Raw genomic sequence first — 23,314 nt, 5'->3', positions numbered from 1 at the left:
TCCAGGACCTGGCCGTCGAGCTGGCGCTTCTCGTTCTGGTCAAGGGGTGCTTACGCGCACGTACCCGATCCGCTGACCAGCCACCGGCGCCTCCAACTCTTCCACCTGTCCGTTAAGTTCTATGGCCTCTATTGGAGCAGGTCAAGATACTGGGATCGTTAGATGTCAGCTTCGGTCAGTCGGCGATTTCGAAGAGTGCACGTCCCGAGACAATAACGTCCGCTCCCAACTGCAGGCCTTCGGCCGCCACAGCAGCCGTGACACCGCCGTCGATCGCCACCGGCGTTGTGCCCGCGAGGCGGGCGACCTTTCGTAGTTGGGACGGGTCTGCCGCGTTTTTGGTGCCGGATTCGATGAGCATCACGAGCGCGCCGTCGGCCCGGCGAAGGCCGGTCAGGTCGTCCCCGATCGAGACCTCTGCCCAGATGGGTACCTCCTTCGTGCGCAGGTTTTCCAAGGCGTCGGCGAAGTCTCGCAGCACTCTCGGCGCCAGGGCAAAAAATTCTGCCTTGACCTCCCCGGCCGCCCAAATCGCAGTCTCCGCCGCGGACCTCACCGAGGCGATCATTTCTATGGTTGGGAGAATCAGGTGGACATCGAACCGTGCTTCGGGGACAGCCCGGTGCATGAGCAGGAGCTCATCGGGGGTGACACCGGTATGGGTTCCGTCATCGGTAATGATGAGGTCCACGTGCACTCGGTGCCCGCGCTCGGTCAACAGCCGCGCAGCCTGCAGCCGGCTAGCCGCCGGCACGGCGTAAACGCTGCCGCTGATCGTTCCGGGTGCGAAGTTCCTGGCCCAGATCGCCAGGCTGAGGACGGAAGAATGGGACTCACTCGGCTGTGGCAGGTTGGGTTGGGTTTTGTCGGTCATTGTTCGCAGTCCAGCTGTGTCATGTCCGCGGCCAGGCAGTAGCTTGCGAAGGCTGCTTTCCGGGTGCGGGCGCGGGGTTCGGCGGCGACAGTGGCTCTGGGGGTCCACTCGTCGCGGACATCGGCCACGCTCCGACGCGCGGCCACAGCGGCTGCCTGGACGGCCGCACCGCGCGCGGTGGCCTCATCCTCGTCGGGGACGAGTATGGGCCGCCGCGTGATGTCGGAAAGGAGTTGGGTGTAGGCGGCGGAGCGGGCGCCGCCGCCTACGGCGAGGATCCGTCCCGTCACGTTCACGCCGACCCGCTCCAGGCTCTGCTGGCCCCGATAGAGGCCGAAAATCACGCCCTCGTACGCGGCACGGGCGACCTCTTCCCGCGTGGTGGCGGTGGTGATGCCCGCCATGATTCCCGATGCTGCGGGCCTATCTGGTGTCCGCTCACCGTCGAGGAATGCCGCCAGTGAGGGTCCTTCTGTGTCTGGGGCGTTCAGGGCCAGTTTTGTCATTTCGTCGCGGCCCGCCCCGAGTATCCGGGCGAAAGTGTCGGTGACTTTGGCAGCGTTCAGGGTAGAGACCAGCGGCATGTATTCGTTCGTCATGTCGGCAACCCCGTCAACTGTGCCTTCGAGGTCATGGACGGCCGTGGGGTGGACAGTCGAGACGACACCGGACGTGCCGAAGGAGTAGACGAGGTCCCCGTGCTGAACGCCTAGGCCCAGTGCCGCTGCGTGCTGATCACCCCCTCCTGCGCCAACCACGATACGCCCGGTCAGCCCCAGTTCATCCAAGGCCGGGGTGCAGACTTCCCCCGCAGCCTCGTCCGGGCCGAGCACTGCTGGGAGCATTGTTTCCCAGTCCCGGTCGTCGATGTGGCGGAGGAATTCGGGTAGATAGCGCTTCCTTGCCGCGTCGAAATAGCCCGTGCCGGAGGCCTCGGAGCGGTCGGTCACGTACTGTCCGGTGAGCCGGAAGGTCAGATAGTCATGGGGTAGGAGGACACGGCGCAGCTTGTTGAAGTTGGCTGGTTCGTGCCCAGCCAACCAGGCCAGCTTCGAAATCGTGAAGGCCGCGGTGGGCAAGGACCCGACGGCGCGGATGAAGGCCTCGTCGCCAATTTGTTCCCGCAGTTTGTTGAGCTCCGGAGTGGAGGTCGTGTCATTCCATAGTTTTGCCGGCCTAATGATCCGGTCCGCTTCATCCAGTGGTACGAGGCCATGGCACTGTCCGGCGACGGAGATCCCGACAACCTGGCTGCCCGATGCTGCCGCCTGGGCGAGGGCCTGCCGGAACGCGAGCGTGAATGCCGTCCACCACTCCGTCGGATCCTGTTCGCTGAGCGGGGGGAAGGTTGGTGTGTGCGGGGCCGTACCGGTGGCGGCGAGTACACCGGTTTCGGCGTTGCGCAGCTGGACTTTGCAGGACTGCGTTGAGGAGTCCACTCCAGCGACCAGCAGTGTTGTGCTCATGAGGTGATCCTAGAGTTCGACTTCGGGGGGAAGTTGTGTCTGCTGACCGACGAGCCCTCCGGGGTGGATGTGGATGACTTCCTCCCAGGTGTGTCCACGCAGCGCCATGAGGACGGTGGCAAGCGCGTCGCCCCAGGCGCCGGCGACGAGGGTGGAGCCCATGGCGATCAATCCACCCGGATCAGCTTCGGCTGGCTCGGTCCTCACTACGGCTACACGCTGAGCGGCCCTGGCGAACGGCGAATCGGGTCGCTCTGTCACGGCTACGACCGGAATGCCGCGTTCACCGAGTCTGCTCACCAGCTCGATAAGTTCCGTGGACTGGCCCCCTTTGGACAGGGCCAGCACGAGGTCGCCGTCGGTGATCGCTCCCATGCCTCCGTGGAGAGCGTCGAGGCAGGGAAGGTAGAAGGCGGGTGTTCCGGAGACGGCGAGGAGATGGGCAAGCCGTTCGGCCATAATGCCGGAGGTGCCGGTTCCGGTGGTGATGATCTTGCCCTCGAGGTCAAGGATTTGTTGAACGATCTCCGCGAAGGTCTGGTCGATCTGGGCACTGAGTCCTTCGACTGCTTGTGCTTCCCGGCGTATAGCAGCCCGGGCAGCCTCCACGATCGTATTGGCCGTGGTGCTTGAGGTTGTCATGGGGTACCAATCTGGTAGTCGGAGGGCTTGGTTGGCCACGGAATCGGTGGATGCAGTGAACGAGATGTTTCGTGTGCTTCTTTGTTTCAGGAAGGGATGCACCGGGGACGCTGCCGGCGGTCCAGGTTTCGTTAGTGAACCGGGGACGTTTTGGCCGTTGCCTCGGACGGTGAGGGTGCTGGACCTGACTTGTCCTTGCGTTCCTCGAGCGAAGGTACGGCGTGAGGAGGGCCGGACGGCGCCGATTTTAGGAAGGTGCTGATGAAGTGGCTTCTTTTCACCGCGTTTGGACCGTCTTCGATTCCGCCTGCACTTGCCATGGGACCGGTGTTGCCTGCTTCGACTCTGAGGTGGACGGCCTGCAAAAAAGGCGAAGGAACCACCTGCGACCAAGTCCACCGCTGAGCGTTTCCGCGATGCCCGGGCACCTCGGCGTGTTCGGAACATTGCACCTCAGGGGGGAGGTTGCAGCACTCATACCCCTCGTTGCTGCGGTGATCATACCTGTTCCTTCCAGCGTGAGGCGCGGTCTTTGTCCGTTTTTCTGCTGCCTTGACTGTAACGAAGCTCTCAACAAAGGGGCAATACAGGCGCTCAAATGAGCGAATCATACCCCTCATAACCGGGTCAAAATAGGGCTTTGCCGCCGTAGTCCAAATGGCAACAGATGGGCAATTAGTACGCTCAAATGAGCGTGCAAGTGGTAGGCTGAGAGTCGGAATAAGAAGGGGATGGTGGCAAATTGACGGGACCTGAAGAGCGCCTCAGGATGGCCTACGTGGCGCGCCGCTACTACCGTGACGACGCCACTCGATCTGAGATCGCCGACGAGATAGGGGTGTCCAGGTTCAAGATCGCGAGGATGCTCGAACGCGCGAAAGAGCAGGGGATCATTAAGTTTGAAATCAGTGCCGGAGACCTTGTTGACCCGGACCTCTCGGTGGACCTTCAAAAGCGTTTTGGCCTCCGCCGTGCCCTTGTCGTTGCAGCCCCCGGCGACAGCGATGACATCGCCCGCGAATACGTGGGCAAGGCCGCCGCTCAGCTCCTGACTGAGATTGTTGAAGAAGGCGATGTTGTGGGTTTCACATCGGGCCGGACGGTATATGCGGTTGCGGGTTTTCTGGAGTCACTTGCCCGTTGCGACGTAGTCGCCCTCGGTGGTGTGGCAGGCCAGGCCACCGAGCACGGCGTCGAGATCCTGCGCCGAGCTCAACGCATTGCCGGCGGCCGTATGTGGCCCATCTTTGCCCCGTTGGTGGTGCGCGACCCCGCAACCGCGCGGGCGCTGATGCATGACCCGCTCATCCGCGAGGCGACGTCTCAGTTCCAGCGGGTCACCAAGGGCGTCGTCGCGGTGGGTAGCTGGGACCCGCCGAACTCCCAGCTGTACGACGTAGTGCGGGAACTGGGATATGCCGATAAGCTCCTGTCGCAGGGCGTCGTGGGCGAAGTAGCCGCCACGCTTATCGCCGAAGACGGCAAGACCATCGAGACCATCGACGACCGGACCATCGCCATTCGCGCCGAAACCCTAAGGAAGATCCCCGAAGTCATCTGCGTCGGTGGTGGTGCGTCAAAAGCGCGTGCAATGCGCGCCGCAATTGCAGCACGCCTCATCGATTCAGTGGTTACGGACGCGTCACTGGCGCGTGAGTTGCTTAGAGGCCACTAACGCCGTCCCAACTGGCAGCGCCAAGGAGCGGAGTTCGTTTATTGCACGTGCGGGCTCATGGAGAACTGGAAACGGCAGCCTCAAATTTTGCGGCAGACCGGTCGGATTCATCATCTTGGACCATGCTCCAGAGCACTTCGGGGGAGGCGGTGAACAGACGGATGCCTCGTTCGGCCAGTTCAACTATGGCTGCCCTTGAGCGCAGGCTTGCTGCCAGGACCTGTGTTTCAGTGCCGGCCATGAGCGTGTGCATCTGCCCGATGAGGGACAGCCCGTCACCGCCGGCGTCCTCAAGCCTGCCCAGGTAGGGAGCTATGTAACGGGCACCAATAGCCGCCGCGGCGACGGCTTGGGCTGCACTGTAAACGGCGGTGATGAGGACCGGCGCCCCGTTTCGGGCCAAACGAGCTGCAACGGGAAACGCCGTTGGGGTTGCCGGAACTTTGACCACGATGTTCCCGCCCAGGTCCAAATGCGGTGCGCATTCGAGAGTAACTGTGCTGTGGTGGTTCCCCATGTCTGGAAAAAGACCTCCCTGGCCCCGGCGTCAGTCCATCGGGCGTGGAGTTCTTGGATGTCATCCACCGTGCGATTGGATGCCCTGAGGATCGTGGGGTTGGTTGTGACCCCGTGGACGAGCGATCCGTCCAGGAGAGGTGCAACGGCGTCTGTGTCGGCACTGTCGGCGTAGAAGCGAATTGGGGCGTTCGTCATGTACGGGGGCCTTCGTTCATTGGTGGCGGCTGGGATGCGCCGGGCTTTGCCCCGGGACCGGACAAGCTCTTGGGGGAGAAGGGCTTGGTGAGGATTCACACCTCGACTTCCGCCCCCAACAGCCGATCCTGACGGGGCCGGCGCTTACGCCCGTAGTTCTGCTGGGTCGTCCCAGGCAAGCTCGCGCAGCTGTGCAGGGCTTACCGCCTCTTTCGCGAACACAGTGCCGTCGCAGCTTCCCTTGCGGAAGACACATATGGTGTTGGCCAGGCTTGTCAGTTCCTCTTCTTCGCTGGAAACTACGATGACCGCGACGTTCTTTTCGCGGGCGAGACGGCGAATGATGCTGTAGATCTCCTGCTTTGCTCCAATATCGACGCCTTTGGTGGGCTCATCGAGCAATAACAGGCGCGGCGCCTGCAACATCGCCCTGGCGAACAAGGCTTTCTGCTGGTTGCCGCCTGAGAGAGCGGTGATGGGCGAGGAGATGTCACCGCGGATCGACATCTGTGACAGCACATCATCGGCACTGCCGCGCAGTTTCTTCCAGTTCAGCAACCCAGCCCGCATATGGCGTCCCAGGATGGGAAGCACAGCGTTGTCGACGGAGGACAGATGCGGAATGAACCCGTCTGATTTCCGTTCTTCCGAGACAAAGGCCACGCCGGCCTTGATAGCGTCTCCCGGGCGCCGGGGATTGTACTTTTGCCCACCGAAGAACAATTCGCCCTCTGTCAGGGGCTCTGCGCCATACACCGTCCGCAGGAACCTGGAACGGCCGGAGCCTATCAGCCCATAGATGCCGAGGATTTCGCCTTCATGGACTTTGAGGTTTACCCCGGAGAGTCCATTGCCGCCGACGGCGACTGCTTCGAGCACAGGAGCGCCGAAGGTTTCCCGGAGATCCTCTTCGTCTACTTCCTTAAGGTCCTCTGGATGGGTCCCGTCCCCGACCAGATCCTCGACGGGTATCTCATGGTCGCCGATGATGGCGTCGACGACAGTCTGCCTGTCGACGTCGTTGGCGTCGCCGTCCAGAACGATTCGGCCGTTCGAGAGTCCGACGATGCGGTTGGCTACGGCGAAAACCTCGTCGAGTTTGTGGTCGACCAGCAGGACGCCAACCCCTTTTTCCTGGGTCAGGCGCCGGATGATGGCCAGGAGATCGTGCACCTGCTGTTCTTCCAACGCCGTTGTGGGCTCGTCCAAGAGCAAATATTTGGCCTCGTGGTGGATGGCGCGGGCCACTTCCAGCAGTTGGCGCTGCGCCACCGAAAGGTCGCCCACGGTGTCGGTTGCCCTTGCAGGGATACCGTACTCGCGGCACAGGTCATCGGCGATGCGCTGCATCTCTCTACGGTTGAGGAGAGCGCCGGATTTCCGTTCCTGGCCCAAAAACACGTTCTCGGCAACGCTCAACTGATCAATCAGGCTTAGCTCCTGGTAGACGCAGGCGATGCCTGCATCTGTCGCGTCTTTCGGTGAGGTAAAGCCAGAGGCATCCCCGTCAACGCTGATAGCTCCACTGTCCGGGACTTCCGCCCCGGACAGCGAGCGGAGCAGGGTGGATTTTCCGGCTCCGTTGTGGCCGATGAGAGCCACAACTTCGCCCGGGCGGACGCGCAGGCTGACGTTGCTCAGCGCCCGCGTGGCACCGTAGGTCTTGGAGATGTCGGTGACAACAAGTCCTGACGCATCAGACATAGTTCGTCTTCCTTCTTTTCGTGTTCGCCCGGGATCGGATTTCTTAGCCGACTTCGCCGGGGCCTGGGGTCTGGCCGCTGACGAAGACCTTCAGAGGCTGCAGGACTTCCTTTTCAACTTTTCCACCGCCCAGGAAGGTCTTCATGTTGTCGAGCGTGATCTTGGCGTACTCGGCCGGTTCCTGGGCAGCGCAGGCTGCGTAGTTGTCCTTGAGCGGGCTGTCGGCTGCGCAGAAAGCGTAGACCTTGACCTTGTCCGTCTTGTTCTGCTGCGAAATCGCCTGCAGGGCTCCTACTGCGTGAGGGCCGGCATCGGCGAAGATCACGTTCAGGTCAGGGTTGCCCTGCAGGAGGTCACCGGTGACCTGAAGGCTCACGCTCGGGTCGATTTTTCCGTTGACCGTCGTGGTGACCTTGGCGTTCGGGTTGGCTTTGAGTGCAGTGGTGAAGCCTTCGTCGCGCTGGTTGGTGGGGATCTGGTCGGGGTTGCCGATGATCCCTGCGACGATTTTGGCGTCCTTGCCGAGGTCTTTGAGCGCCTGCTCACCCATCTGCTTTCCGCCGGCCACCTGGTCTGCACCGACGTACTGGACGTAGGAGGCGTTCTGGGTCTTCAGATCCTGGTCCGAGATGATCACGTTGACGGTGAACACTGGAATCTTTGCAGCGTTTAGTTTCGCAACGCTGGCCGCGCCGGGGCCCGAGTTGACGGCGTTAAGCGCTACTGCGCACACACCCTGCTGTACGAAGGAATCGATTTGGGCAAGCTGGTTGGAGTCGTTGTCGTTCGCAATGGCTACTTTGACGTCGTAGCCCAGTTCCTTGCCATGGTCTTCGAAGCTCTTCTTCATGGATACGTAGTAAGGGTTGACGGTGTTGGGCAGAGCGACGCCAATGGTCGGCTTCTCACCGGTACATGAGGCGGGCAGCGCCGCCGGCGTTCCGGAGCCGCCAGGGCTTGTTTCGGTGGCCGCGTTAGAGCAACTGGTCAGGCTCAGCGCCAGCAGCGAGGCTGCAGCAAGGGGAGCGAACTTGATAGTCATGGTCATACCTTTCGGGAGGAGGGGTGTCAGGGCTTTGCGAGGGGAGTGTTTGGAGTAGAAGAAACGGCCGGACCCGAGGACCCTGAGGCGGTTTGTAGCGTGCCTGTTGTGGGCGTGTCTTTGGTGCGACGTGCTTGTGAGGGTTTGCGTGCCCGGCCTCGGCGGTAGGTGTCGAAGGAGACGCCCGCCAGGATGATCAGGCCGATGACCAGGGACTGCCAGTAGCTTTGGACGTTGAGAACGTTCATTCCGTTGCTGACAACGGCGATGAGAACGGCCCCGATCATCGCGCCCAGGACGGTGCCCACGCCTCCAAAGAGGGAGATGCCTCCAACGACCGCTGCGGCGATCGAGTAGAAGAGCTCGTTGCCGGTACCCGTCGCGGGAAAACCAACCATCAAGCGGGATGTTGCAATGATGCCGCCCATACCAGCACAGAAACCGCTGACGGCGTACACGAGAATGGTGGTCCGGGGGATATTCACCCCTGCCAGGCGGGCTGCAGCCTTGTTTCCGCCCATTGCATAGATGTGCACACCCGGGCGAGTCAGTCGAAGGTAGCAACCCGCCACGACCGCGGTGATGATCAGCAGGACGACGGGAAGCGGAATACCGGCGATTCTGCCCTGACCAATCCACGAAAATCCGACGTCCACCACGGAGACGGAATTCGCGCCGGTCGCGATGAGCGGAATTGCCAGGGCAACGCCCTGCGTTGAGAACGTGGCGATGAAGGCCGGGATTTTGAGGTAGTGAACCAGAAGGCCATTTACGACTCCCAGTGTTGTTCCGACCGCGAGGCCGAGAAGCGCAGCAACCGGCCACGAGAGCCCTGATTGCATCAGTAGTGCTGTGAGCACACCCGTCATGGCCACATTGGCGCCCGTAGAAAGGTCAATTCCGCCGGTCAACAGGACGAAGGTCTGCCCAAGCGCGAGGAAGGCAATAACCGTGCCGTTCACTAGGAGCACCAGAGCGTTATCAATAGTGCGGAATGTCGGGGACAGAAGGCTGAGCACGACGACCACAGCTATGAGGACGCCGAGTATCCCGAGTTCTTCTGGGATGCGTCGCTTGTTCATGGGAACCTCTCTGTTCTGAAGAATGGGTGAAGCTATATGCGCAAAAGGCGCAACAGGTTTTTTGGGTTCGTGGCGGGATCACCGCGCGGGGCTCGGAGCAGGTGACCTGGGCTGATCAACAGAAAGGCGAGTCCCCGAGCCGGGCTGTTAAGGGCAGTCGGTTGGGAGGCCTTGAGTGCGGGTCAGGTCCTCAGCTTCTCGTTGAGCGGCATAACCGGGATGTCCAAGGGAGCCACGGCTTCGGGAAGTGCCGACATCTGCCCCACCGCACCTCCGGGATGGGTGTACTGGACCTTCTCCCAGGGATACTGTCTGGCGCGCATAAGAATGACAGCCAAGGCATCAAGCCATGCACTGTGTGCCAAGGTGCTGCCCATGGCAATAAGGTTTCCCGGGTCAGCAGAGGGAAACGTGCGGAAGGTGACTGCAATGTCGGCGGAGGCCGCCAAAGGCGATTCTGCATTGCAGGTCAAAGCAACAACCTTCACGCCTTCAGCCGCGACCCTCGAGGCCAGCTCGTTGACCTCGCCTGAGGATCCTCCCTTGGACAGCGCGATCATGACATCGTTCCGTCTCAGCGAGCCCATCGACCCATGCAGGCCGTTCGTTGGATTGAGGAAGTAGGCGGGAGTGCCTGAAACGGACAGAAGATGAGCGCTCCGGGCGGCAGTGAATCCGCTCGTTCCGGCACCCGTGAGCACCACCATTCCGGGGCAGTTCAATATCAGCGATGCGACGCGGACGAAAGTCTCGTCGATCTGATCGATAATGTCCCCTACCGCTCCTTGTTCAGCGGAGACAAAGGAACGCGCTGCGTCGATTACGGCGGTCAAGCCGCTCACTTCAGGAGTGCTCATTTGTGTGTTCCACCTCTCAATATGAGCTTTCCTAAAGTATGGTCCAAACGCTCAGAATGTAAAAGCGTAGCGCTCAAATGAGCGAACTGGTCGTCCTGAACGCTGTTACGCGTCTGGCCGGTGGCTCAGAGCGCAGGGTGTCCCAACTGGACCTTGCAGCGTAATGGAAACTACCGAGGAAGTGGGAAGAGTGATTCACCGGTGAGGCACAAAAGACCGCTCGAGACGGTGCTGATGTCGCCGCGTCACGGTTGAACCATCAGCCAACCACTTGCGTTGAGGCGGGTGTCACTTTATGAATTCCCGGGTTATTCCGAAGGGGACCTCTTCCGACAGGGCGGCGGTGTGGTGGCCCGAATGCTGTTGGGTCAGCAGCGGAGGACGTCACGCCAGCTTGGGTTGTCGCAGGTACTGGTACACCGTTTCCCGGCTGATGCCGTAATCGCGGGCCAGGACGGATTTCGGAACGCCGCCGGCGGCCCGTTGCGTCAACTCGGCTGCCCGTTCCGGTGTGAGGGTCTTTTTCCGCCCTTTGTAGGCGCCGCTCTGCTTGGCCAGGGCGATGCCTTCGCGCTGTCGCTCCCTAATGAGGGCCCGTTCGAATTCAGCGAAAGCCCCCCATGACCGAGAGCATTAGGTTCGCTATAGGGGAGCCCTCGCCAGTAAAGAGCAGGTGCTCCTTGACGAACTCCACCCGCACGCCCTTGCGGGTTAGACGTCGAACCAGGGCGCGCAGGTCATCAAGGTTCCGCGCGAGCCGGTCCATGCTGTGCACCACGACCGTATCGCCGTCGCGGGCGAACCGTAGCAATTCGGTCAGTTCCGGTCTGTCGGTATCCCTGCCAGAAGCCTTGTCCGTTAAGACCCGATCCAGAACCAGCCCGTCGAGCTGGCGCTGCCCCTTCTGGTCCAGCGTGCTCACGCGCACATACCCAATTCGCTGGACCAGCCACCGCCGCCTCCAACCCTCTTAGATGTGAAATTGAGTTCTAGGTCCTAGACGAACGTCAAGAGGCACAAGGTCTTGGGTGTCAGGTTGGGGTGTGCCCTAATTGGAAGAACACTCACATGTGCGTCTGTTATCCCTACTTAATGGCTCCGGGTCCCCAAGATGCCGTGATCGACACGATCTAAAATCCACCCGGTGTCCAGGAGCTAAGGGCGGGACGTCCATGAACGAGCTCACCGAGCGTTGCTGAGGGCGGCTGCCTGGTTGAACGGATAGAGATGAGCAGTTGTCATCCGGTATCGGAAGCAGCTGGTCCCCTCTAGCTCTTGGGGTTTGACCCAGGCTTGGTAGCCCAGGGATGCCTCGTACATAGTTCGTGGCAGGACGCCCTCGGCAGCGATCCAGAGAACGGAGGAATCGTCCGTTGCATCATCGACAGTGCCGTTCCTGATGGCGACGCCGTTGTGGCGGATTTCCACGCGTGCGCCAATGAGGGCGCTCCACTGGTTGTAATTTTCGAGCTTCATGTTTGTCCTTCGTCATGGCAAATGATGCGGCTGGACTCGTTGCCGGCAAGAAACCCGCGCGCCTATGTAGAGGACGACGCTCGAACTCGGATCCTTTGTGACGCCGCTTCTAGACGTGTGGGTTTGCAACTACTCCTCTGGGCGGGAAGGCAAACTTCGTCTTCCTGCATCTCAGGGGTTGTTTAAGACGAAGTTTGTTGGGCGCCGGGTTTCGGCCCCATCCTCATGGGCCGAAACCCGGCGTTTGAGTGCTAGTCGTGGGCTTTCACCCCCTCACACGACGCTGGACTGGGAAGGGGCATCCGGCCGGACGGCGCGGGGGAGAGGTTATGGCTTCTCGCGGTCCGGGCTGGGTATGGCTGAAGCTGCTCCGGTGAAACCCTCCCGTGTCTCTGCAATGGTCCTGATGCGGTCCCTGCAGGCAAACCATCCGACCACCATGAGGGCCACCGCCACGATGGTGACGAGGAGCGTCGCGGGAGTGTCAATGAAGATCATGATGAGCACCACGCCCAGGAAGAGGAGGGAGAGGTAGCCGGTGTAGGGAGCGCCGAACATGCGGAAGGAGGGGCGCTTGAGCCAACCCTTGTCGGCCCAACGTTTGAGCTGGATCTGGCAAAGAAGAATGGTGGCCCAAGTGGTGATGATGCCGACCGCCGCGACGCTGAGGACGATTTCAAAGGCCTCGCCCGGAAGCAAGTAGTTCAGCGGGACGCCCAGGAGGGAGACCACCGCGGTGATGGCGATGCCGCCGTAGGGGACGCCGGCTTTGTTCATACGGGAGGCGAATTTGGGGGCAGAACCGTTGACCGACATGGAGCGCAGGATCCTGCCGGTGGAGTAGAGGCCGGCGTTGAGAGAGGACAGTGCCGCGGTGAGGACGACGAGGTTCATGATGACGTCCACGCCCTGGATGCCGATGGAGCCGAAGAACGTCACGAAGGGGCTGACGCCTTTTTGGTAGGAGGTGTAGGGCAGCAGGAGGGAAAGCAGGATGACGGAGCCGACGTAAAAGACGGCGATGCGGAAGACCACGGAGTTGATGGCCTTGGGGATGATTTTTTCGGGGTTTTCGGTTTCGCCGGCGGCGGTGCCGACCAGCTCGATCGAGGCGTAGGCAAAGATGACACCCTGCATCAGGACAATCATGGGCAGCACACCGGTGGGAAAAAGCCCGCCGTTATCCAGGATCAACTGGATACCGACAGGTGACCCCGTGGGAGTCCCAAAGACAACGAAGTAGGTGCCTACAACGAGGAAGATAACAAGCGCCGCCACCTTCACGAACGCGAACCAGAATTCCATCTCGCCGAATACCTTGACCGAGATCAGGTTCAGGCCGAGCACCAGCACGAGCGAAATAAGTGCCCAGGCCCACTGCGGAACTGCTCCGATCCACGGCACGTAGTTGCCGAAGAAGTTCATGTAGAGGGCTGCGGCGGTGGTGTCAGCCACCGTAGTTGTGGCCCAGACAAGCCAGTAGAACCAACCGGATACAAACGCGGCCTTCTCACCGAAGAATTCCCGGGCGTAGGAGACGAACGAGCCAGATGTCGGTCGGTGAAGTACCAGTTCACCAAGAGCACGAAGGATGAGGAAAGCGAAGAATCCACAAAGGGCGTACGCCAGGATCAACGACGGTCCTGCGGCCGCAAGGCGGCCGCCAGCGCCCAAGAACAGGCCGGTCCCGATAGCGCCGCCGATGGCGATCATCTGGATTTGGCGCGGCTTCAGGCTCTTCTGATAGCCGGCGTCTTCAGCGTGAACAGAGCGGGTTTCACGGGTGTTTTCCCGCTCAGGTGGCAGGTCAAGGTCAGGCAAAGGAACGGACATGGGGACCTTTCATTGGCCGGTGATGTCACCATGCCCGTCAACCGTAGGAGGTTGTCAGGATGGGAGCATCTGCCGTGGAGATGTCGAAGAGTTTTCCTGCATCCCTAACCGCGCGTGCAAGAGCACAGGAAGGCCAAGAAGCAAGGATCCGGATTGAAGTCGAGGCGTGAGGGCACCTACATACTTTCAATTCAGAGTTGAGGATATGCCCCAAGTCACAGCAGAATCAACACTTAGTTGTAAAAACTTCAAGTCGATGTCGCAAACCGACCGGTTGGGCGACGCTGCTGAAGCCCTGCCGCTTCCATATCTACACATTTTGTGTAATTATGATTCCGACCACCACCCACAGATGTCTAATCGAAGCTTCGGCTGCGAATACGCAGCAGCACTGGGTGCGTCTGCTCCGATTCTTGAATTTATGGAAGGCCTACTATGACTACGCCAGTAACTGCCCCTCCTCTTTACGCCCGCGCCATGCGCGTCGGTGACCTGCTGTTTGTATCGGGTCAGCTTCCTGTCAACGAGGCCGGGCTGCTGTATCCCGGCAAGGTGGGGACGGAAGTGACCGTGGAACAGGCCAGGGAGGCAGCGACCTTGGCCGCCACCAACTGCCTCAACGTGATCCGGGAGACGTTGGGTTCGCTGGATGCGGTGAAGGGTGTCGCACGGCTAGGCGGGTATGTCGCTGCCGGAGCAGGGTTCAATAACGCGCCTGCAGTTGTGGATGCGGCATCCCAACTGATTCTGGACGTTTTGGGGGAGCGGGGCCGGCATGCGCGTTTGGCGCTGGGTGTGGCATCTCTTCCGTTGGGGGCGTGCGTGGAAATTGAGTTGGCAGTCCAATGCTGATCACAGAGAGAATGAATGGCATGCATGCCGACGACGCCAGCCAGCTTCCCAACCCTCTGGAGGAGCTCAGCCTGAACGAGCTTCGTCAGCGCACCAGCATGAAGTGGCGGACTCACCCGGATGACGTGCTGCCGCTGTGGGTTGCGGAGATGGACGTCAGACTTGCGCCCCCCGTCGCCGAGGCGCTCCATCGTGCCATCGACGCAGGTGACACAGGTTATCCGGTCGGCACAGCCTATGCCGAAGCCTTTGCTGCTTTCGCGGCCGCGCATTGGTCATGGAGCGGGTTGGATGTCAACAGGACCGCGATTGTTCCTGACGTGATGATGGGCGTCGTGGAAGTTCTGCGACTGGTCACCAGTCCTGGTGACGCAGTTGTCGTCAACTCCCCGGTCTATGCACCCTTCTACGCCTTCGTTACGCACGACAACCGGCAGGTTTTGGAAGCACCCCTGGGCGAAGACCTGCGGATTGACCTGGATGCCCTTGAGGAAACCTTTAGCCGTATCAGGCACGAGGGACGCAGGGCGGCCTACCTGCTGAGTAACCCCCACAACCCCACCGGCACCGTTCACACGCTCCGTGAGCTGACAGCGGTGGCTGAACTAGCCAGCAAGTATGGAGTGAGGGTCGTTTCGGACGAGATCCATGCCCCGCTCGTCCTGCCTGGCTCCACGTTCATCCCGTTCCTGAGTGTCCCCGGCTCCGAGAACGCCTTTGCCGTGATGTCGGCTTCGAAGGCATGGAACCTGGCCGGGCTGAAAGCCGCACTGGCTGTGGCCGGCCCCGACGCTGCTGCAGACCTCGCCCGTATGCCCGAAGAAGTCAGCCATGGACCAAGCCATCTGGGGCTTATCGCTCACACAGCGGCGCTTAAGCACGGGCAGGAGTGGCTCAAAGCGTTGATTCAGGGCCTGGACTCGAACCGAACCCTGCTAAGGCATTTGCTTGCAGAACATTTGCCGGACGTTGGCTATAAAGAACCCGAAGGTACCTACCTGGCCTGGCTGGACTGCCGACACCTCGGAGTACAAACACCCCAGAGCCCCGGTGGGCTAGCTGTGGTCAGTGATTTGGCCGGACCAGCGCAGCTGTTCCTGGACAAAGCCAGGGTGGCGTTGAGCTCAGGGCACGTATTCGGCAGTGGCGGTGAGGGCCACGTCCGCTTGAACTTCGCGACCTCCCAGACGATCCTGACTGAAGCTGTCGAACGAATGGGGCGAGTTCGTCCCTAAAACCAAAGGAAGCAGGCCCGGGAAGGAGCCCCGGGCCTGCTTTGCTTAAGCGCTTTGTTCGGTCGATCCGTTCACTTCATTGAGATAGTTGTAAATCGTGAACCTGGTGACTCCCAGCGCCGCGGCAACTGTCTCCGCGGCCTGCTTGATCAAGAAGAAGCCACGCCGGTCAAGTTCAGCCACTACCTGGACCTTATGTTCCTTCCGCATCTTCTCGGGCAGCACGCCAACAGTTGAAATCGCCGCATCAACAAGGCGGCCGCTCAGCTCTTCAACACTATGTGGAAAGTATTCACTTCCGTTCACCGGTCCCGACGATGGGGCCGACCGGTGCGCCGCCAGCGAAGCCTGCGTCTGCGCGGGTGCCGCCTCGTGGCCCAAGACAAAACGATCCATTGCTGCACGCAACGTGACCCAGGCTGACACATCTGTGTTCAGGCACAGTGCTGCTGCGGCACGACCGTCCCGGTCGGAGTAGATGATCGTGGTGCTCTGAAGTATCCGCCCGTCGGGTAACTGCGACCGATATCCAATCTCGTGGCTGAGGTCCCCGGCAGCAACTCGTTCCAGAAGTTTGTCTGTGGGCGGATCGCCGATGCGCCGACCGGTAACTACCCCGGCAATGGCCCGGACCGTGTCCGGGATTCGCTGCAAATCGTGCAGTACAACCTCCGTCGGCTGGGGAACAGAAGCCTGGAGAGGCTCCACTAGAAGCTCTAGGACGCAGTTGATTGATTCAGCGTCCATTCCTTGGAGACCTTCTGGAGCCGGCGCCATCGTGTCCCTCATCTGACTGCCCATGCTAGTCCTCCGTTGCAAAGCTGTTGAATCCACTGCACTCAGTCCTAGAATTTTAACACTTTGTTCAAAAAGACGGGGCGACATCAACGAGGGCTTCGTGACTTTCCGTATGTGCGGCCAAGGCTGATGGCGTTTCAGAGACAGGCATAGGCCGGGTTCCCGCTTCCTCGTCCGCCTGTCCTCGACCCGATTAGCATTTCGAAGGCACGAACTTCCCTGCGCTGAGTCATGATGACCGCCTTCGGAGACACCCCTCGAAGTGCGATTTTTCGCCACTAAGCAGATCGGGGTAATCGCGGGCAAACATCGCCGATCTCAACGACTGATCAATGCTCGTCCGGAAAAATGTAGGGCTGGTGCGTTAGCTGACGACGACTCGCACGAAGCGTGCCCGAGTGTCGCCGACGTTGACGTAGGCGTACTGCTGTGAGGTCGGAAAGGCAAGGTGGTCACCCGTACGGAGCTCGGTATCGCCGTGCTCCTGCTCGACGCGGATGGAGCCCTCGGAGACGAAGAGCATCTCCGACCATCCCACCGGATCCGGCTGCGCGTCGTAGCGATCGCCCGTTTCAAGGGTCCACGCCCACAATTGGGCGTCCTTGGCGGCGGGAACGGATGCCAGCAGCACCGCGACGCTGCCTTGCCGGTCTCCTCGCCATGCAACTTCGCTGATATCGGTATGAGGTGCGGCTGGTGCGGCAACGAGATCGACGAATGTGACACCCAACGCATCGGCGAGATGATCGAGGCCTGTCAGGCTGATATTTGCCTCACCTGCCTCGAGCTTGACGACAGTACGGCGGCTGATGCCTGCGCGGTCCGCCAGAGCGACCTGGCTGAGCTGAGCCGCCAAACGATAGCGACGCACGTTCGCACTGACGTGCTCTAGGACACCGTTAGTTCCCTCTGTTTGCATGTGCACTATTCTGCACCATAGAGTGTGCAGCATGTTGCACACTCGTCCGCGATGGCGCCTGCTCTCCAGGCAGGAATTCGCACTCGTCCTCATCACAGCCGTGTGGGGGGCGACGTTCCTCATGGTTCACATCGCTGTCCAGTACAGCGGACCGTGGTTCTTTGTGGGCATGCGGTTCGTGACCGCTGGCATCATCAGTGCTCTCGTTTTCGCGCGCGTCCTCCGTGGCCTTGCTTGGAAAGAACTTGCGGCAGGCTCAGCCATCGGCGTGATGATCTTCCTCGGCTACGGACTGCAAACCGTCGGACTCCAAACGATCAACAGCAGCACCTCCGCATTCATCACAGCCCTCTACGTTCCCCTTGTTCCAATCCTGCAGTGGATGGTGTTCAAAAAGCCGCCGCGCCTTCCTACATGGATCGGCGTGGGGCTTGCCTTCGTAGGTCTCGTGCTGCTCGCCGACCCGGGCAGCGTCGGCTTCACCTTCGGCTCGGGGGAGATCGCAACCGTCCTGAGCACCCTTCCGATTGCAGCGGAAATCATCCTTATCGGCTGGTTCGCGGGCAAGGTGCATTTGGGCCGGGTGACCGTGGTCCAGTTGCTTGTCGCGGGACTACTGGGCTTTCTGGCCATGCCCGTCGTCGGTGAGGAGCTGCCCGCATTCTCCTGGGTGTGGGTGGCGGCCTCTGTCGTCCTGGGGGCTGCGAGCTGCCTCATCCAGCTCACGATGAACTGGGCCCAGAAATCCGTCTCGCCTACGCGGGCAACGATCATCTACGCCGCCGAGCCTGTATGGGCTGCGATCATCGGCCGGGTCGCCGGGGACCGGCTGCCCCCGGTCGCGATCGTCGGGGCCGTGTTCATTGTCGTCGGCGCCCTCGTCAGCGAACTCAAACCCCGCAAACGTGGCGACTCCAATACTTCAGGTGAGCCTGCACTGGGGGTGGACAAACTAACCCCCGTTCTCCTCCACCTCGAGCAAACGGACTAACACCTGCCCCTGCCACGACTCATACTGCTGTCACTTACCCGTACAGGGCGCGACCACCTCGACCGGAGCCGTGCTCCTCGTTGAGCCAACGAAATGCTCGCTGGAACTAGGGAACATGTCCCGGGCGGCCGGCCTCAAGCTCCTTGTCGCCGTGGGTATTCACGGTCAGCAGAAGGAGCCCGTCTTCCATGCCCGCTGCTGCGCGCCTCGATGATGCCACCGACAAAAGGAATGGTCGCAAAGGATCGCCGATAAACCCAATCATTCGGACCACGCCTTCACGATCGGTCTTGGCGTGGGCGATAGAAGGGTAGGCCAGGGCGGGCCACGGGTTCCCGGACCCGCTTGCGTCTCCTCCGCGAACCATGACCCGGAATCCGAGTTCAGCACCAAGGAAACCGTAGCCTGCGAGACGCCAGCGGCAGCGGCGACGTCGCGCATCGCCGGTCCTGACTTTGACCGTGTTCCAGCCATGGACAACTCCTCGGACCTATTGCTACTGGGTTTATTCGCATAACTGCGCTCTCGGCTGCGCGCATCACTTCCGGGCGTCAATCTGGCACTACGCCCCCTCCAGCCAGGGGCGGCCTTCAATAGGAGTGCTGGGCCCATCACTCCACTTGTGTTCCGCTACGTAGAACAGAAACCCGTCTAGCGAAACTTTTTCTTGACGTGCGCTACGTGAGCTGGTTCACTAAAGGCGTAAGGCAAACGACTCCGTTCGGATCAGGCCTTGTCCCCAGTCCAGTTGACTGAAGAGCTTGAGTCACCGCGCACTGATGCCGGCGGCACTACAAACATTCCACCTGGGATGGAAACCGAAACTGTCACATTCACAAACAACATTGACGTTGTAGGAGGCACCTCGATGACTATCGCCGACATCGACAAACCAGTTCTGAAGAAGGTCGCTTTGCGCCTGCTTCCCATGCTGATGATTCTGTATTTCCTCAGCTACGTAGACCGCGTCAACGTAGGCTTCGCCGCTCTGACCATGAACGTTGACCTGGGCCTGAGCGCCACTGCATATGGGCTGGGCGCAGGCGTATTTTTCATTGGGTACTTCCTCTTTGAAGTACCCAGCCAGTTCATGCTTGATAGGTTCGGTGCCCGCATCTGGATCACCCGGATCGTGGTGACCTGGGGCGCCATCGCTGGCGCGATGGCCTTCGTGCAAGGACCAATCAGCTTCTACATTTTGCGCTTCCTGCTCGGCGTTGCGGAGGCAGGGTTTTTCCCCGGGATCATCTACTTCCTTGGCATGTGGTTCCCCCGCGGGCAGCGGGCACGCATCGTTGCCTTCGTCTACATCGCGGCTCCGATCTCATTCCTGCTGGGATCGCCAATTTCGACCATGATGATGCAGTACGGCGACGGCATCTTCGGACTTGTCGGCTGGCGTTTTATGTTCCTCATCGAGGGCGTGATTACAGTGCTCGCGGGAGTCATCGGCTATTTCATCCTTGTTGACCGCCCCACCAAGGCCAAATGGCTCGACAGGGCTGACGCCGTACGGCTGGAAGCCACCATCGCGGCCGAAGACGCGGCAGTTGACGCAGCCCACGACGGGCATTCGATCCGCAAGGCTTTCAGCCCCCGCGTCTTCATGCTGGGATTCATCTACTTCGGAATCGCATACGGCGTCTACGCGGTAGGGTTCTTTCTCCCCCAGATTGTTTCCGGCTTCCAGGCAACGTACGGCGTGAAGTTCGACCTCACCCAGATCGGCCTGATTTCGGCCATTCCTTATGCCGTCGCGACCGCCGTCATGCTGCCCTGGTCCCGGCATTCGGACAAGACGCAGTCACGCTTCATCCATGTCGCCATCACTTGCTTCCTGGGCGGGACCGCCCTCGCCATATCTCTGGTCCTTGGCTCACCCCTGCTGAGCATGATCGGCATCTGCGTCACGGCTGTGGGAGTCTTCTGCTCGATTCCAGTTTTCTGGCAGATTCCCCCCACATTCCTGACCGGCACAGCCGCGGCCGCGGGTATCGGCCTGATCAACTCCATAGGCAACCTCGCCGGATTCTTCGCCCCCTACATCTCCGGATACTTCAAGGACATGACCGGAAGCCTTCAGCCCGGAATGCTCGTTGCCAGCGCCTTCACGCTACTGTCAGGCGCCCTTGTCCTCGTTGCGCGGGCCAGGATCATCAAGAACGCGAAAGTAGCAGCAGAAGAACTTGCTCATGCCCCGGTTGCTATAAAATAAAACGGAACCCTGTTCCGCGTAACGGAACTATGGTTACATTGACTTGGCACTTGCCAGAACAAACAGGAGATCATCAATGTCTGTAACAGAGACCAACACAGAGCGCGGCATCGTCAACGGCGTCGATCTGGACCAGCTCACGGCTACCATCGAGGCAGTGCGGGGCGAGCGGACCCTCGGTGAAGTCACCTTTTCGGTAGAGGGCGAATGGGAAGACGGCTTCAAGCTTCGGTCCGCCACCGGCGCACTCACCCAGGCAGGCCAGAAGGATGCCTCGCGGGCAGGTAAGTTCGAGATGCGCAGCGACGAGCCGGCCAGCCTCCTCGGAACAGACACCGCGGTATCACCCGCGGAATATGTCCTGCAGGCCCTCGCAGGCTGCTACACCGTCACCCTCACGGCCAATGCCGCCGCCAGGAACATCGAACTGAAAAGCTACAAGCTGCAGCTCGAGGCTGATTTCGACCTTGCCTCCTTCCTGGGCATTGCCCCTGAAGAGAACCCCGGTGCCAGCCAGATCCGCGTCACGGTGGAACTCGACGCTCCGACCGCGACCCGCGAGGAACTTGAGGACCTGGTCGAGACCGTGCAGCAGCGGTCCCCGATCCGGGACACCCTGATCCGCCCCGTTGATGTGGTCACGACGCTGGCGTAGTCCGACACCAGATCGACAAACCGCAGGATAGGAAGCGTTCGTGATGCACCGGGTATACAAAATTGATGGCTCCCCAATCGCTGTCGACCAGGCAACGATGAAGGGTTTCGAAGAACTCGGTGTTTCAGTCGAGGTACGGCCCAGTGCGACGGAGGCCGAAATCATCACGAACTGCAGGGACGCGGATGGGCTCGTCGTCATGACCGAGCCCATCACGCGGACCGTCCTGGAAGCCTTGCCGCACCTCAAGGTAATCGCCCGGCCCGGAGTCGGTGTCGATTCAATCGACATCACTGCCGCAACCGAGTTGGGGGTACAGGTGACCAACGTGCCGGACGGCAACTACACAGATGTCGCAACCCATGCCCTCGCACTCATCCTGAACGGCATACGCCGGCTCAAGGACTTCGACGCGGATGTGCGGGCGCACGGATGGAATGGTCAGGAAATTGGCAGGACCATCCGGCGCCCGTCCGAACTGACCCTCGGAATCATCGGATTCGGGCGCTCCGGGAAACGGCTGGCGGAGATGGCTGCCCCGATCGGGTTCTCCACTCGCGCCAATAGCCCGCGCACAAATCCTGAGCAAATATGGGCAGTCGGTGCGGAATCGATGGACTTCGATGAACTCATCTCCACATCGGACATAGTGTCGCTGCACGTCCCACTGACCGACCAGACAAGAAACCTCATCGACAAGGACGCACTGGGCCGTTTCAAGAAAGGTAGCTTCCTCGTCAACGTATCCCGGGGCGGCATTATCGATGAAGCCGCCCTGGCCGAGGCAGTCGGTTCCGGGCACCTGGCCGGCGCAGCCCTGGATGTCTTTGCGCAGGAACCGCTTCAGGAGACCAGTCCCCTGCGGTCCCAGCCAGCTATCACCCTGACGCCGCATATCGCGTATCTTTCAGCTGACTCCCTTCAAGAGGTCAGCACCACAGCCTTTACCGATATAGCCCGCCTGTTGAAAGGCCAGCAGGTCGCCCACCCGGTAAACACTCCGCAGACCAACTCTTTCCGATGGAGGCAAGATGAACCACGATGAAGTGACTGTCCGAATTAAGAGCATCGAAACCCTGTCCTGCGATGCAGGATGGCGAAATTACCACTTCGTCAAGCTCACGACCGAGGACGGCGTCGTCGGCTGGTCAGAATTTGACGAAGACTTCGGCCCACGAGGCCTCACCAACGTCATCGAGCTCTACGCCCCACTGTTTGTGGGCGCCGATATCTTCAACCACGAGCGCACTTATATGCAGGTCGCAGCAACGGCGCGGCCCGCACCATCCGGGCTGCCGGCAGAAGCATTCGGCGCGATCGAAAACGCCATGCTCGACGCCAAAGCCAAGATCCTTGGTATTCCTGTCCACCAATTGCTCGGCGGCAAGCACCGGGATGAAATCCAGGTCTACTGGTCCCACTGCGCCAGCTGGCGCATCAGCCACCCCGATCACTATGGATCGCGCATTTCGGACCTGGCGGGCGTTACTGAGGCCGGGCGCGAAGCACGTGATCGCGGTTTCAGAGCGGTCAAAACCAACATGTTCTCCTATGGTCCCAACGGCCCTAAGTCTTGGGGCGCCGGCTTCGGTAACCCCTACGAACCAGGACTCAACATCGACCTCAAACTCATCAAGGACGTCGTGGCCCATGTCGACGCGCTTCGAGAAGGAGTGGGCGACGAGGTTGAGATCCTCCTGGACATGAACTTCAACGCTCGAACCGAGGGATACCTCCGCCTGTTGCGTGCACTGAAGGACGTCAACCTTTTCTGGGCTGAGCTCGACCTGTACAACCCCGATGCCCTGGCTCACATCCGGGAACAGAGCGGCGTCCCCATCGCTTCGTGCGAAACCCTGTTTGGCGTCCGCGAGTTCCTGCCGTACTTCAAGCGGCAATCCCTGGACGTCGGCATTGTCGATGTCATTTGGAACGGTGCGTGGCAGGCAATGAAGATTGCAAACACCGCCGAAGCTTTCGACGTCAACGTTGCCCCGCATAACTTCTACAGCCACCTCTCGACCATGATGTCCGCCAATTTCGCAGCAGCGGCACCGAATCTGAGGATTATGGAACACGATGTGGACCGCCTTGAATTCGACGATGAACTCTTCACCCACGCCCCGGTCCTGCGAGGGGACCGGCTCCAGGTGCCCGGCCGCCCAGGGTGGGGGACAGAACCCATTGAAGAGGCGATCCTCTCGCGACCGGCTGTAAAACGAACTGCGTATCTCGGGATAAAGCGGTAGCCATGACAGCGCCCGGATCTTCGCATGTCAATACC

The 23,314-nt window shown here is 60.6% G+C and carries 21 protein-coding genes and 1 pseudogene; 8 read left to right on the top strand and 14 right to left on the bottom strand.

Annotated elements, in window-relative coordinates:
- Positions 1–175: 175 nt before the first annotated feature.
- From AC5RWD_RS20610 to AC5RWD_RS20600, 3 genes are read right to left on the bottom strand one after another with little or no spacing between them, the layout of a single operon-like run.
- The gene (locus AC5RWD_RS20610) at positions 176–874 is read right to left on the bottom strand and encodes a hypothetical protein (RefSeq protein WP_494021793.1); all 699 of its coding nucleotides are present in this window, start codon (positions 872–874) and stop codon (positions 176–178) included.
- A complete protein-coding gene (gene xylB, locus AC5RWD_RS20605) occupies positions 871–2,340 on the bottom strand; it encodes a xylulokinase (RefSeq protein WP_494021792.1) in 1,470 nt (489 codons plus the stop codon). Before xylB ends, AC5RWD_RS20610 begins: the two co-directional genes overlap by 4 nt.
- 9 nt (positions 2,341–2,349) lie before the next feature.
- A complete protein-coding gene (locus AC5RWD_RS20600; protein WP_494021791.1) occupies positions 2,350–2,982 on the bottom strand; it encodes an SIS domain-containing protein in 633 nt (210 codons plus the stop codon).
- A gap of 769 nt (positions 2,983–3,751) precedes the next feature.
- Between AC5RWD_RS20600 and AC5RWD_RS20595 the strand changes: the two genes are divergently transcribed.
- Positions 3,752–4,657, top strand: a complete 906-nt coding sequence (locus tag AC5RWD_RS20595) for a sugar-binding transcriptional regulator (protein WP_494021790.1) — start codon at positions 3,752–3,754, stop codon at positions 4,655–4,657.
- Between the two features lie 55 nt (positions 4,658–4,712).
- Here AC5RWD_RS20595 and AC5RWD_RS20590 read toward each other — a convergent pair whose 3' ends face one another.
- From AC5RWD_RS20590 to AC5RWD_RS20555, 8 genes and pseudogenes are all read right to left on the bottom strand, one after another.
- The gene (locus AC5RWD_RS20590) at positions 4,713–5,174 is read right to left on the bottom strand and encodes a transaldolase family protein (RefSeq protein ID WP_494021789.1); all 462 of its coding nucleotides are present in this window, start codon (positions 5,172–5,174) and stop codon (positions 4,713–4,715) included.
- Positions 5,175–5,515: 341 nt separating this feature from the next.
- Positions 5,516–7,075 carry a sugar ABC transporter ATP-binding protein gene (locus AC5RWD_RS20585; protein WP_494021788.1) on the bottom strand — a complete coding sequence of 520 codons (1,560 nt, stop codon included), beginning with the start codon at positions 7,073–7,075 and terminating at the stop codon, positions 5,516–5,518.
- A gap of 43 nt (positions 7,076–7,118) precedes the next feature.
- The gene (locus AC5RWD_RS20580) at positions 7,119–8,117 is read right to left on the bottom strand and encodes a substrate-binding domain-containing protein (RefSeq protein WP_494021787.1); all 999 of its coding nucleotides are present in this window, start codon (positions 8,115–8,117) and stop codon (positions 7,119–7,121) included.
- Positions 8,118–8,143: 26 nt separating this feature from the next.
- Entirely contained in the window at positions 8,144–9,199 is a 1,056-nt protein-coding gene (locus AC5RWD_RS20575; protein ID WP_494021786.1) for an ABC transporter permease, read from the bottom strand.
- 182 nt (positions 9,200–9,381) lie between these two features.
- Complete coding sequence (locus AC5RWD_RS20570) at positions 9,382–10,056, bottom strand: SIS domain-containing protein (RefSeq protein WP_494021785.1); 675 nt, start codon at positions 10,054–10,056, stop codon at positions 9,382–9,384.
- 384 nt (positions 10,057–10,440) lie between these two features.
- Positions 10,441–11,005, bottom strand: a pseudogene (locus tag AC5RWD_RS20565) (recombinase family protein).
- A gap of 233 nt (positions 11,006–11,238) precedes the next feature.
- Complete coding sequence (locus AC5RWD_RS20560; RefSeq protein WP_494021784.1) at positions 11,239–11,532, bottom strand: hypothetical protein; 294 nt, start codon at positions 11,530–11,532, stop codon at positions 11,239–11,241.
- A 327-nt stretch (positions 11,533–11,859) separates the two neighbouring features.
- Complete coding sequence (locus AC5RWD_RS20555; protein ID WP_494021783.1) at positions 11,860–13,365, bottom strand: amino acid permease; 1,506 nt, start codon at positions 13,363–13,365, stop codon at positions 11,860–11,862.
- A gap of 435 nt (positions 13,366–13,800) precedes the next feature.
- On the opposite strand from AC5RWD_RS20555, the gene AC5RWD_RS20550 reads away from it, so the two are divergent.
- Positions 13,801–14,217: a RidA family protein gene (locus AC5RWD_RS20550; protein ID WP_494021782.1), complete on the top strand. Its 417-nt coding sequence runs from the start codon at positions 13,801–13,803 to the stop codon at positions 14,215–14,217.
- Positions 14,211–15,452, top strand: a complete 1,242-nt coding sequence (locus AC5RWD_RS20545; protein ID WP_353710708.1) for a MalY/PatB family protein — start codon at positions 14,211–14,213, stop codon at positions 15,450–15,452. The genes AC5RWD_RS20550 and AC5RWD_RS20545 overlap by 7 nt, the downstream gene beginning before the upstream one ends.
- Positions 15,453–15,497: 45 nt before the next feature.
- Here AC5RWD_RS20545 and AC5RWD_RS20540 read toward each other — a convergent pair whose 3' ends face one another.
- Positions 15,498–16,199 (bottom strand): helix-turn-helix transcriptional regulator, encoded by a 702-nt coding sequence (locus tag AC5RWD_RS20540; RefSeq protein WP_494021781.1) that lies wholly within the window; start codon positions 16,197–16,199, stop codon positions 15,498–15,500.
- 415 nt (positions 16,200–16,614) lie between these two features.
- On the bottom strand, positions 16,615–17,169 hold the full coding sequence (locus AC5RWD_RS20535) for a helix-turn-helix domain-containing protein (RefSeq protein ID WP_494021780.1): 555 nt from the start codon (positions 17,167–17,169) through the stop codon (positions 16,615–16,617).
- 31 nt (positions 17,170–17,200) lie between these two features.
- On the opposite strand from AC5RWD_RS20535, the gene AC5RWD_RS20530 reads away from it, so the two are divergent.
- Positions 17,201–18,160, top strand: a complete 960-nt coding sequence (locus tag AC5RWD_RS20530; RefSeq protein WP_494021779.1) for a DMT family transporter — start codon at positions 17,201–17,203, stop codon at positions 18,158–18,160.
- A gap of 261 nt (positions 18,161–18,421) precedes the next feature.
- On the opposite strand, the gene AC5RWD_RS20525 is transcribed toward AC5RWD_RS20530, so the two are convergent.
- Entirely contained in the window at positions 18,422–18,601 is a 180-nt protein-coding gene (locus AC5RWD_RS20525) for a LacI family DNA-binding transcriptional regulator (protein WP_494021799.1), read from the bottom strand.
- A gap of 427 nt (positions 18,602–19,028) precedes the next feature.
- On the opposite strand from AC5RWD_RS20525, the gene AC5RWD_RS20520 reads away from it, so the two are divergent.
- The 4 genes from AC5RWD_RS20520 (at position 19,029) to AC5RWD_RS20505 (ending at position 23,279) form a co-directional block, all read left to right on the top strand.
- Entirely contained in the window at positions 19,029–20,375 is a 1,347-nt protein-coding gene (locus AC5RWD_RS20520; protein WP_353710711.1) for an MFS transporter, read from the top strand.
- 76 nt (positions 20,376–20,451) lie between these two features.
- Positions 20,452–21,030, top strand: a complete 579-nt coding sequence (locus tag AC5RWD_RS20515; RefSeq protein ID WP_353710712.1) for an OsmC family protein — start codon at positions 20,452–20,454, stop codon at positions 21,028–21,030.
- Positions 21,031–21,073: 43 nt separating this feature from the next.
- On the top strand, positions 21,074–22,075 hold the full coding sequence (locus AC5RWD_RS20510; protein ID WP_494021798.1) for a C-terminal binding protein: 1,002 nt from the start codon (positions 21,074–21,076) through the stop codon (positions 22,073–22,075).
- A complete protein-coding gene (locus tag AC5RWD_RS20505) occupies positions 22,062–23,279 on the top strand; it encodes a mandelate racemase/muconate lactonizing enzyme family protein (RefSeq protein WP_494021778.1) in 1,218 nt (405 codons plus the stop codon). The genes AC5RWD_RS20510 and AC5RWD_RS20505 overlap by 14 nt, the downstream gene beginning before the upstream one ends.
- Positions 23,280–23,314 lie beyond the last annotated feature (35 nt).

The organism is Arthrobacter sp. CMU6 (genome assembly GCF_059090205.1).
The sequence above is the reverse complement of the archived record's forward strand: the minus strand, read 5'-3'. Positions and strand labels throughout refer to the sequence as shown.

Bases quoted from the DNA above. Each gene is read 5' to 3' on its own strand.
- AC5RWD_RS20545 (WP_353710708.1), top strand. From the start codon at position 14,211: ATGCTGATCACAGAGAGAATGAATGGCATGCATGCCGACGACGCCAGC.
- xylB (WP_494021792.1), bottom strand. From the start codon at position 2,340: ATGAGCACAACACTGCTGGTCGCTGGAGTGGACTCCTCAACGCAGTCC.
- AC5RWD_RS20540 (WP_494021781.1), bottom strand. From the start codon at position 16,199: ATGGACGCTGAATCAATCAACTGCGTCCTAGAGCTTCTAGTGGAGCCT.
- AC5RWD_RS20560 (WP_494021784.1), bottom strand. From the start codon at position 11,532: ATGAAGCTCGAAAATTACAACCAGTGGAGCGCCCTCATTGGCGCACGC.
- AC5RWD_RS20520 (WP_353710711.1), top strand. From the start codon at position 19,029: ATGACTATCGCCGACATCGACAAACCAGTTCTGAAGAAGGTCGCTTTG.
- AC5RWD_RS20550 (WP_494021782.1), top strand. From the start codon at position 13,801: ATGACTACGCCAGTAACTGCCCCTCCTCTTTACGCCCGCGCCATGCGC.
- AC5RWD_RS20505 (WP_494021778.1), top strand. From the start codon at position 22,062: ATGAACCACGATGAAGTGACTGTCCGAATTAAGAGCATCGAAACCCTG.
- AC5RWD_RS20510 (WP_494021798.1), top strand. From the start codon at position 21,074: ATGCACCGGGTATACAAAATTGATGGCTCCCCAATCGCTGTCGACCAG.
- AC5RWD_RS20600 (WP_494021791.1), bottom strand. From the start codon at position 2,982: ATGACAACCTCAAGCACCACGGCCAATACGATCGTGGAGGCTGCCCGG.
- AC5RWD_RS20525 (WP_494021799.1), bottom strand. From the start codon at position 18,601: ATGCGCGACGTCGCCGCTGCCGCTGGCGTCTCGCAGGCTACGGTTTCC.
- AC5RWD_RS20580 (WP_494021787.1), bottom strand. From the start codon at position 8,117: ATGACTATCAAGTTCGCTCCCCTTGCTGCAGCCTCGCTGCTGGCGCTG.
- AC5RWD_RS20555 (WP_494021783.1), bottom strand. From the start codon at position 13,365: ATGTCCGTTCCTTTGCCTGACCTTGACCTGCCACCTGAGCGGGAAAAC.
- AC5RWD_RS20585 (WP_494021788.1), bottom strand. From the start codon at position 7,075: ATGTCTGATGCGTCAGGACTTGTTGTCACCGACATCTCCAAGACCTAC.
- AC5RWD_RS20575 (WP_494021786.1), bottom strand. From the start codon at position 9,199: ATGAACAAGCGACGCATCCCAGAAGAACTCGGGATACTCGGCGTCCTC.
- AC5RWD_RS20570 (WP_494021785.1), bottom strand. From the start codon at position 10,056: ATGAGCACTCCTGAAGTGAGCGGCTTGACCGCCGTAATCGACGCAGCG.
- AC5RWD_RS20535 (WP_494021780.1), bottom strand. From the start codon at position 17,169: ATGCAAACAGAGGGAACTAACGGTGTCCTAGAGCACGTCAGTGCGAAC.
- AC5RWD_RS20610 (WP_494021793.1), bottom strand. From the start codon at position 874: ATGACCGACAAAACCCAACCCAACCTGCCACAGCCGAGTGAGTCCCAT.
- AC5RWD_RS20530 (WP_494021779.1), top strand. From the start codon at position 17,201: ATGTTGCACACTCGTCCGCGATGGCGCCTGCTCTCCAGGCAGGAATTC.
- AC5RWD_RS20590 (WP_494021789.1), bottom strand. From the start codon at position 5,174: ATGGGGAACCACCACAGCACAGTTACTCTCGAATGCGCACCGCATTTG.
- AC5RWD_RS20595 (WP_494021790.1), top strand. From the start codon at position 3,752: ATGGCCTACGTGGCGCGCCGCTACTACCGTGACGACGCCACTCGATCT.
- AC5RWD_RS20515 (WP_353710712.1), top strand. From the start codon at position 20,452: ATGTCTGTAACAGAGACCAACACAGAGCGCGGCATCGTCAACGGCGTC.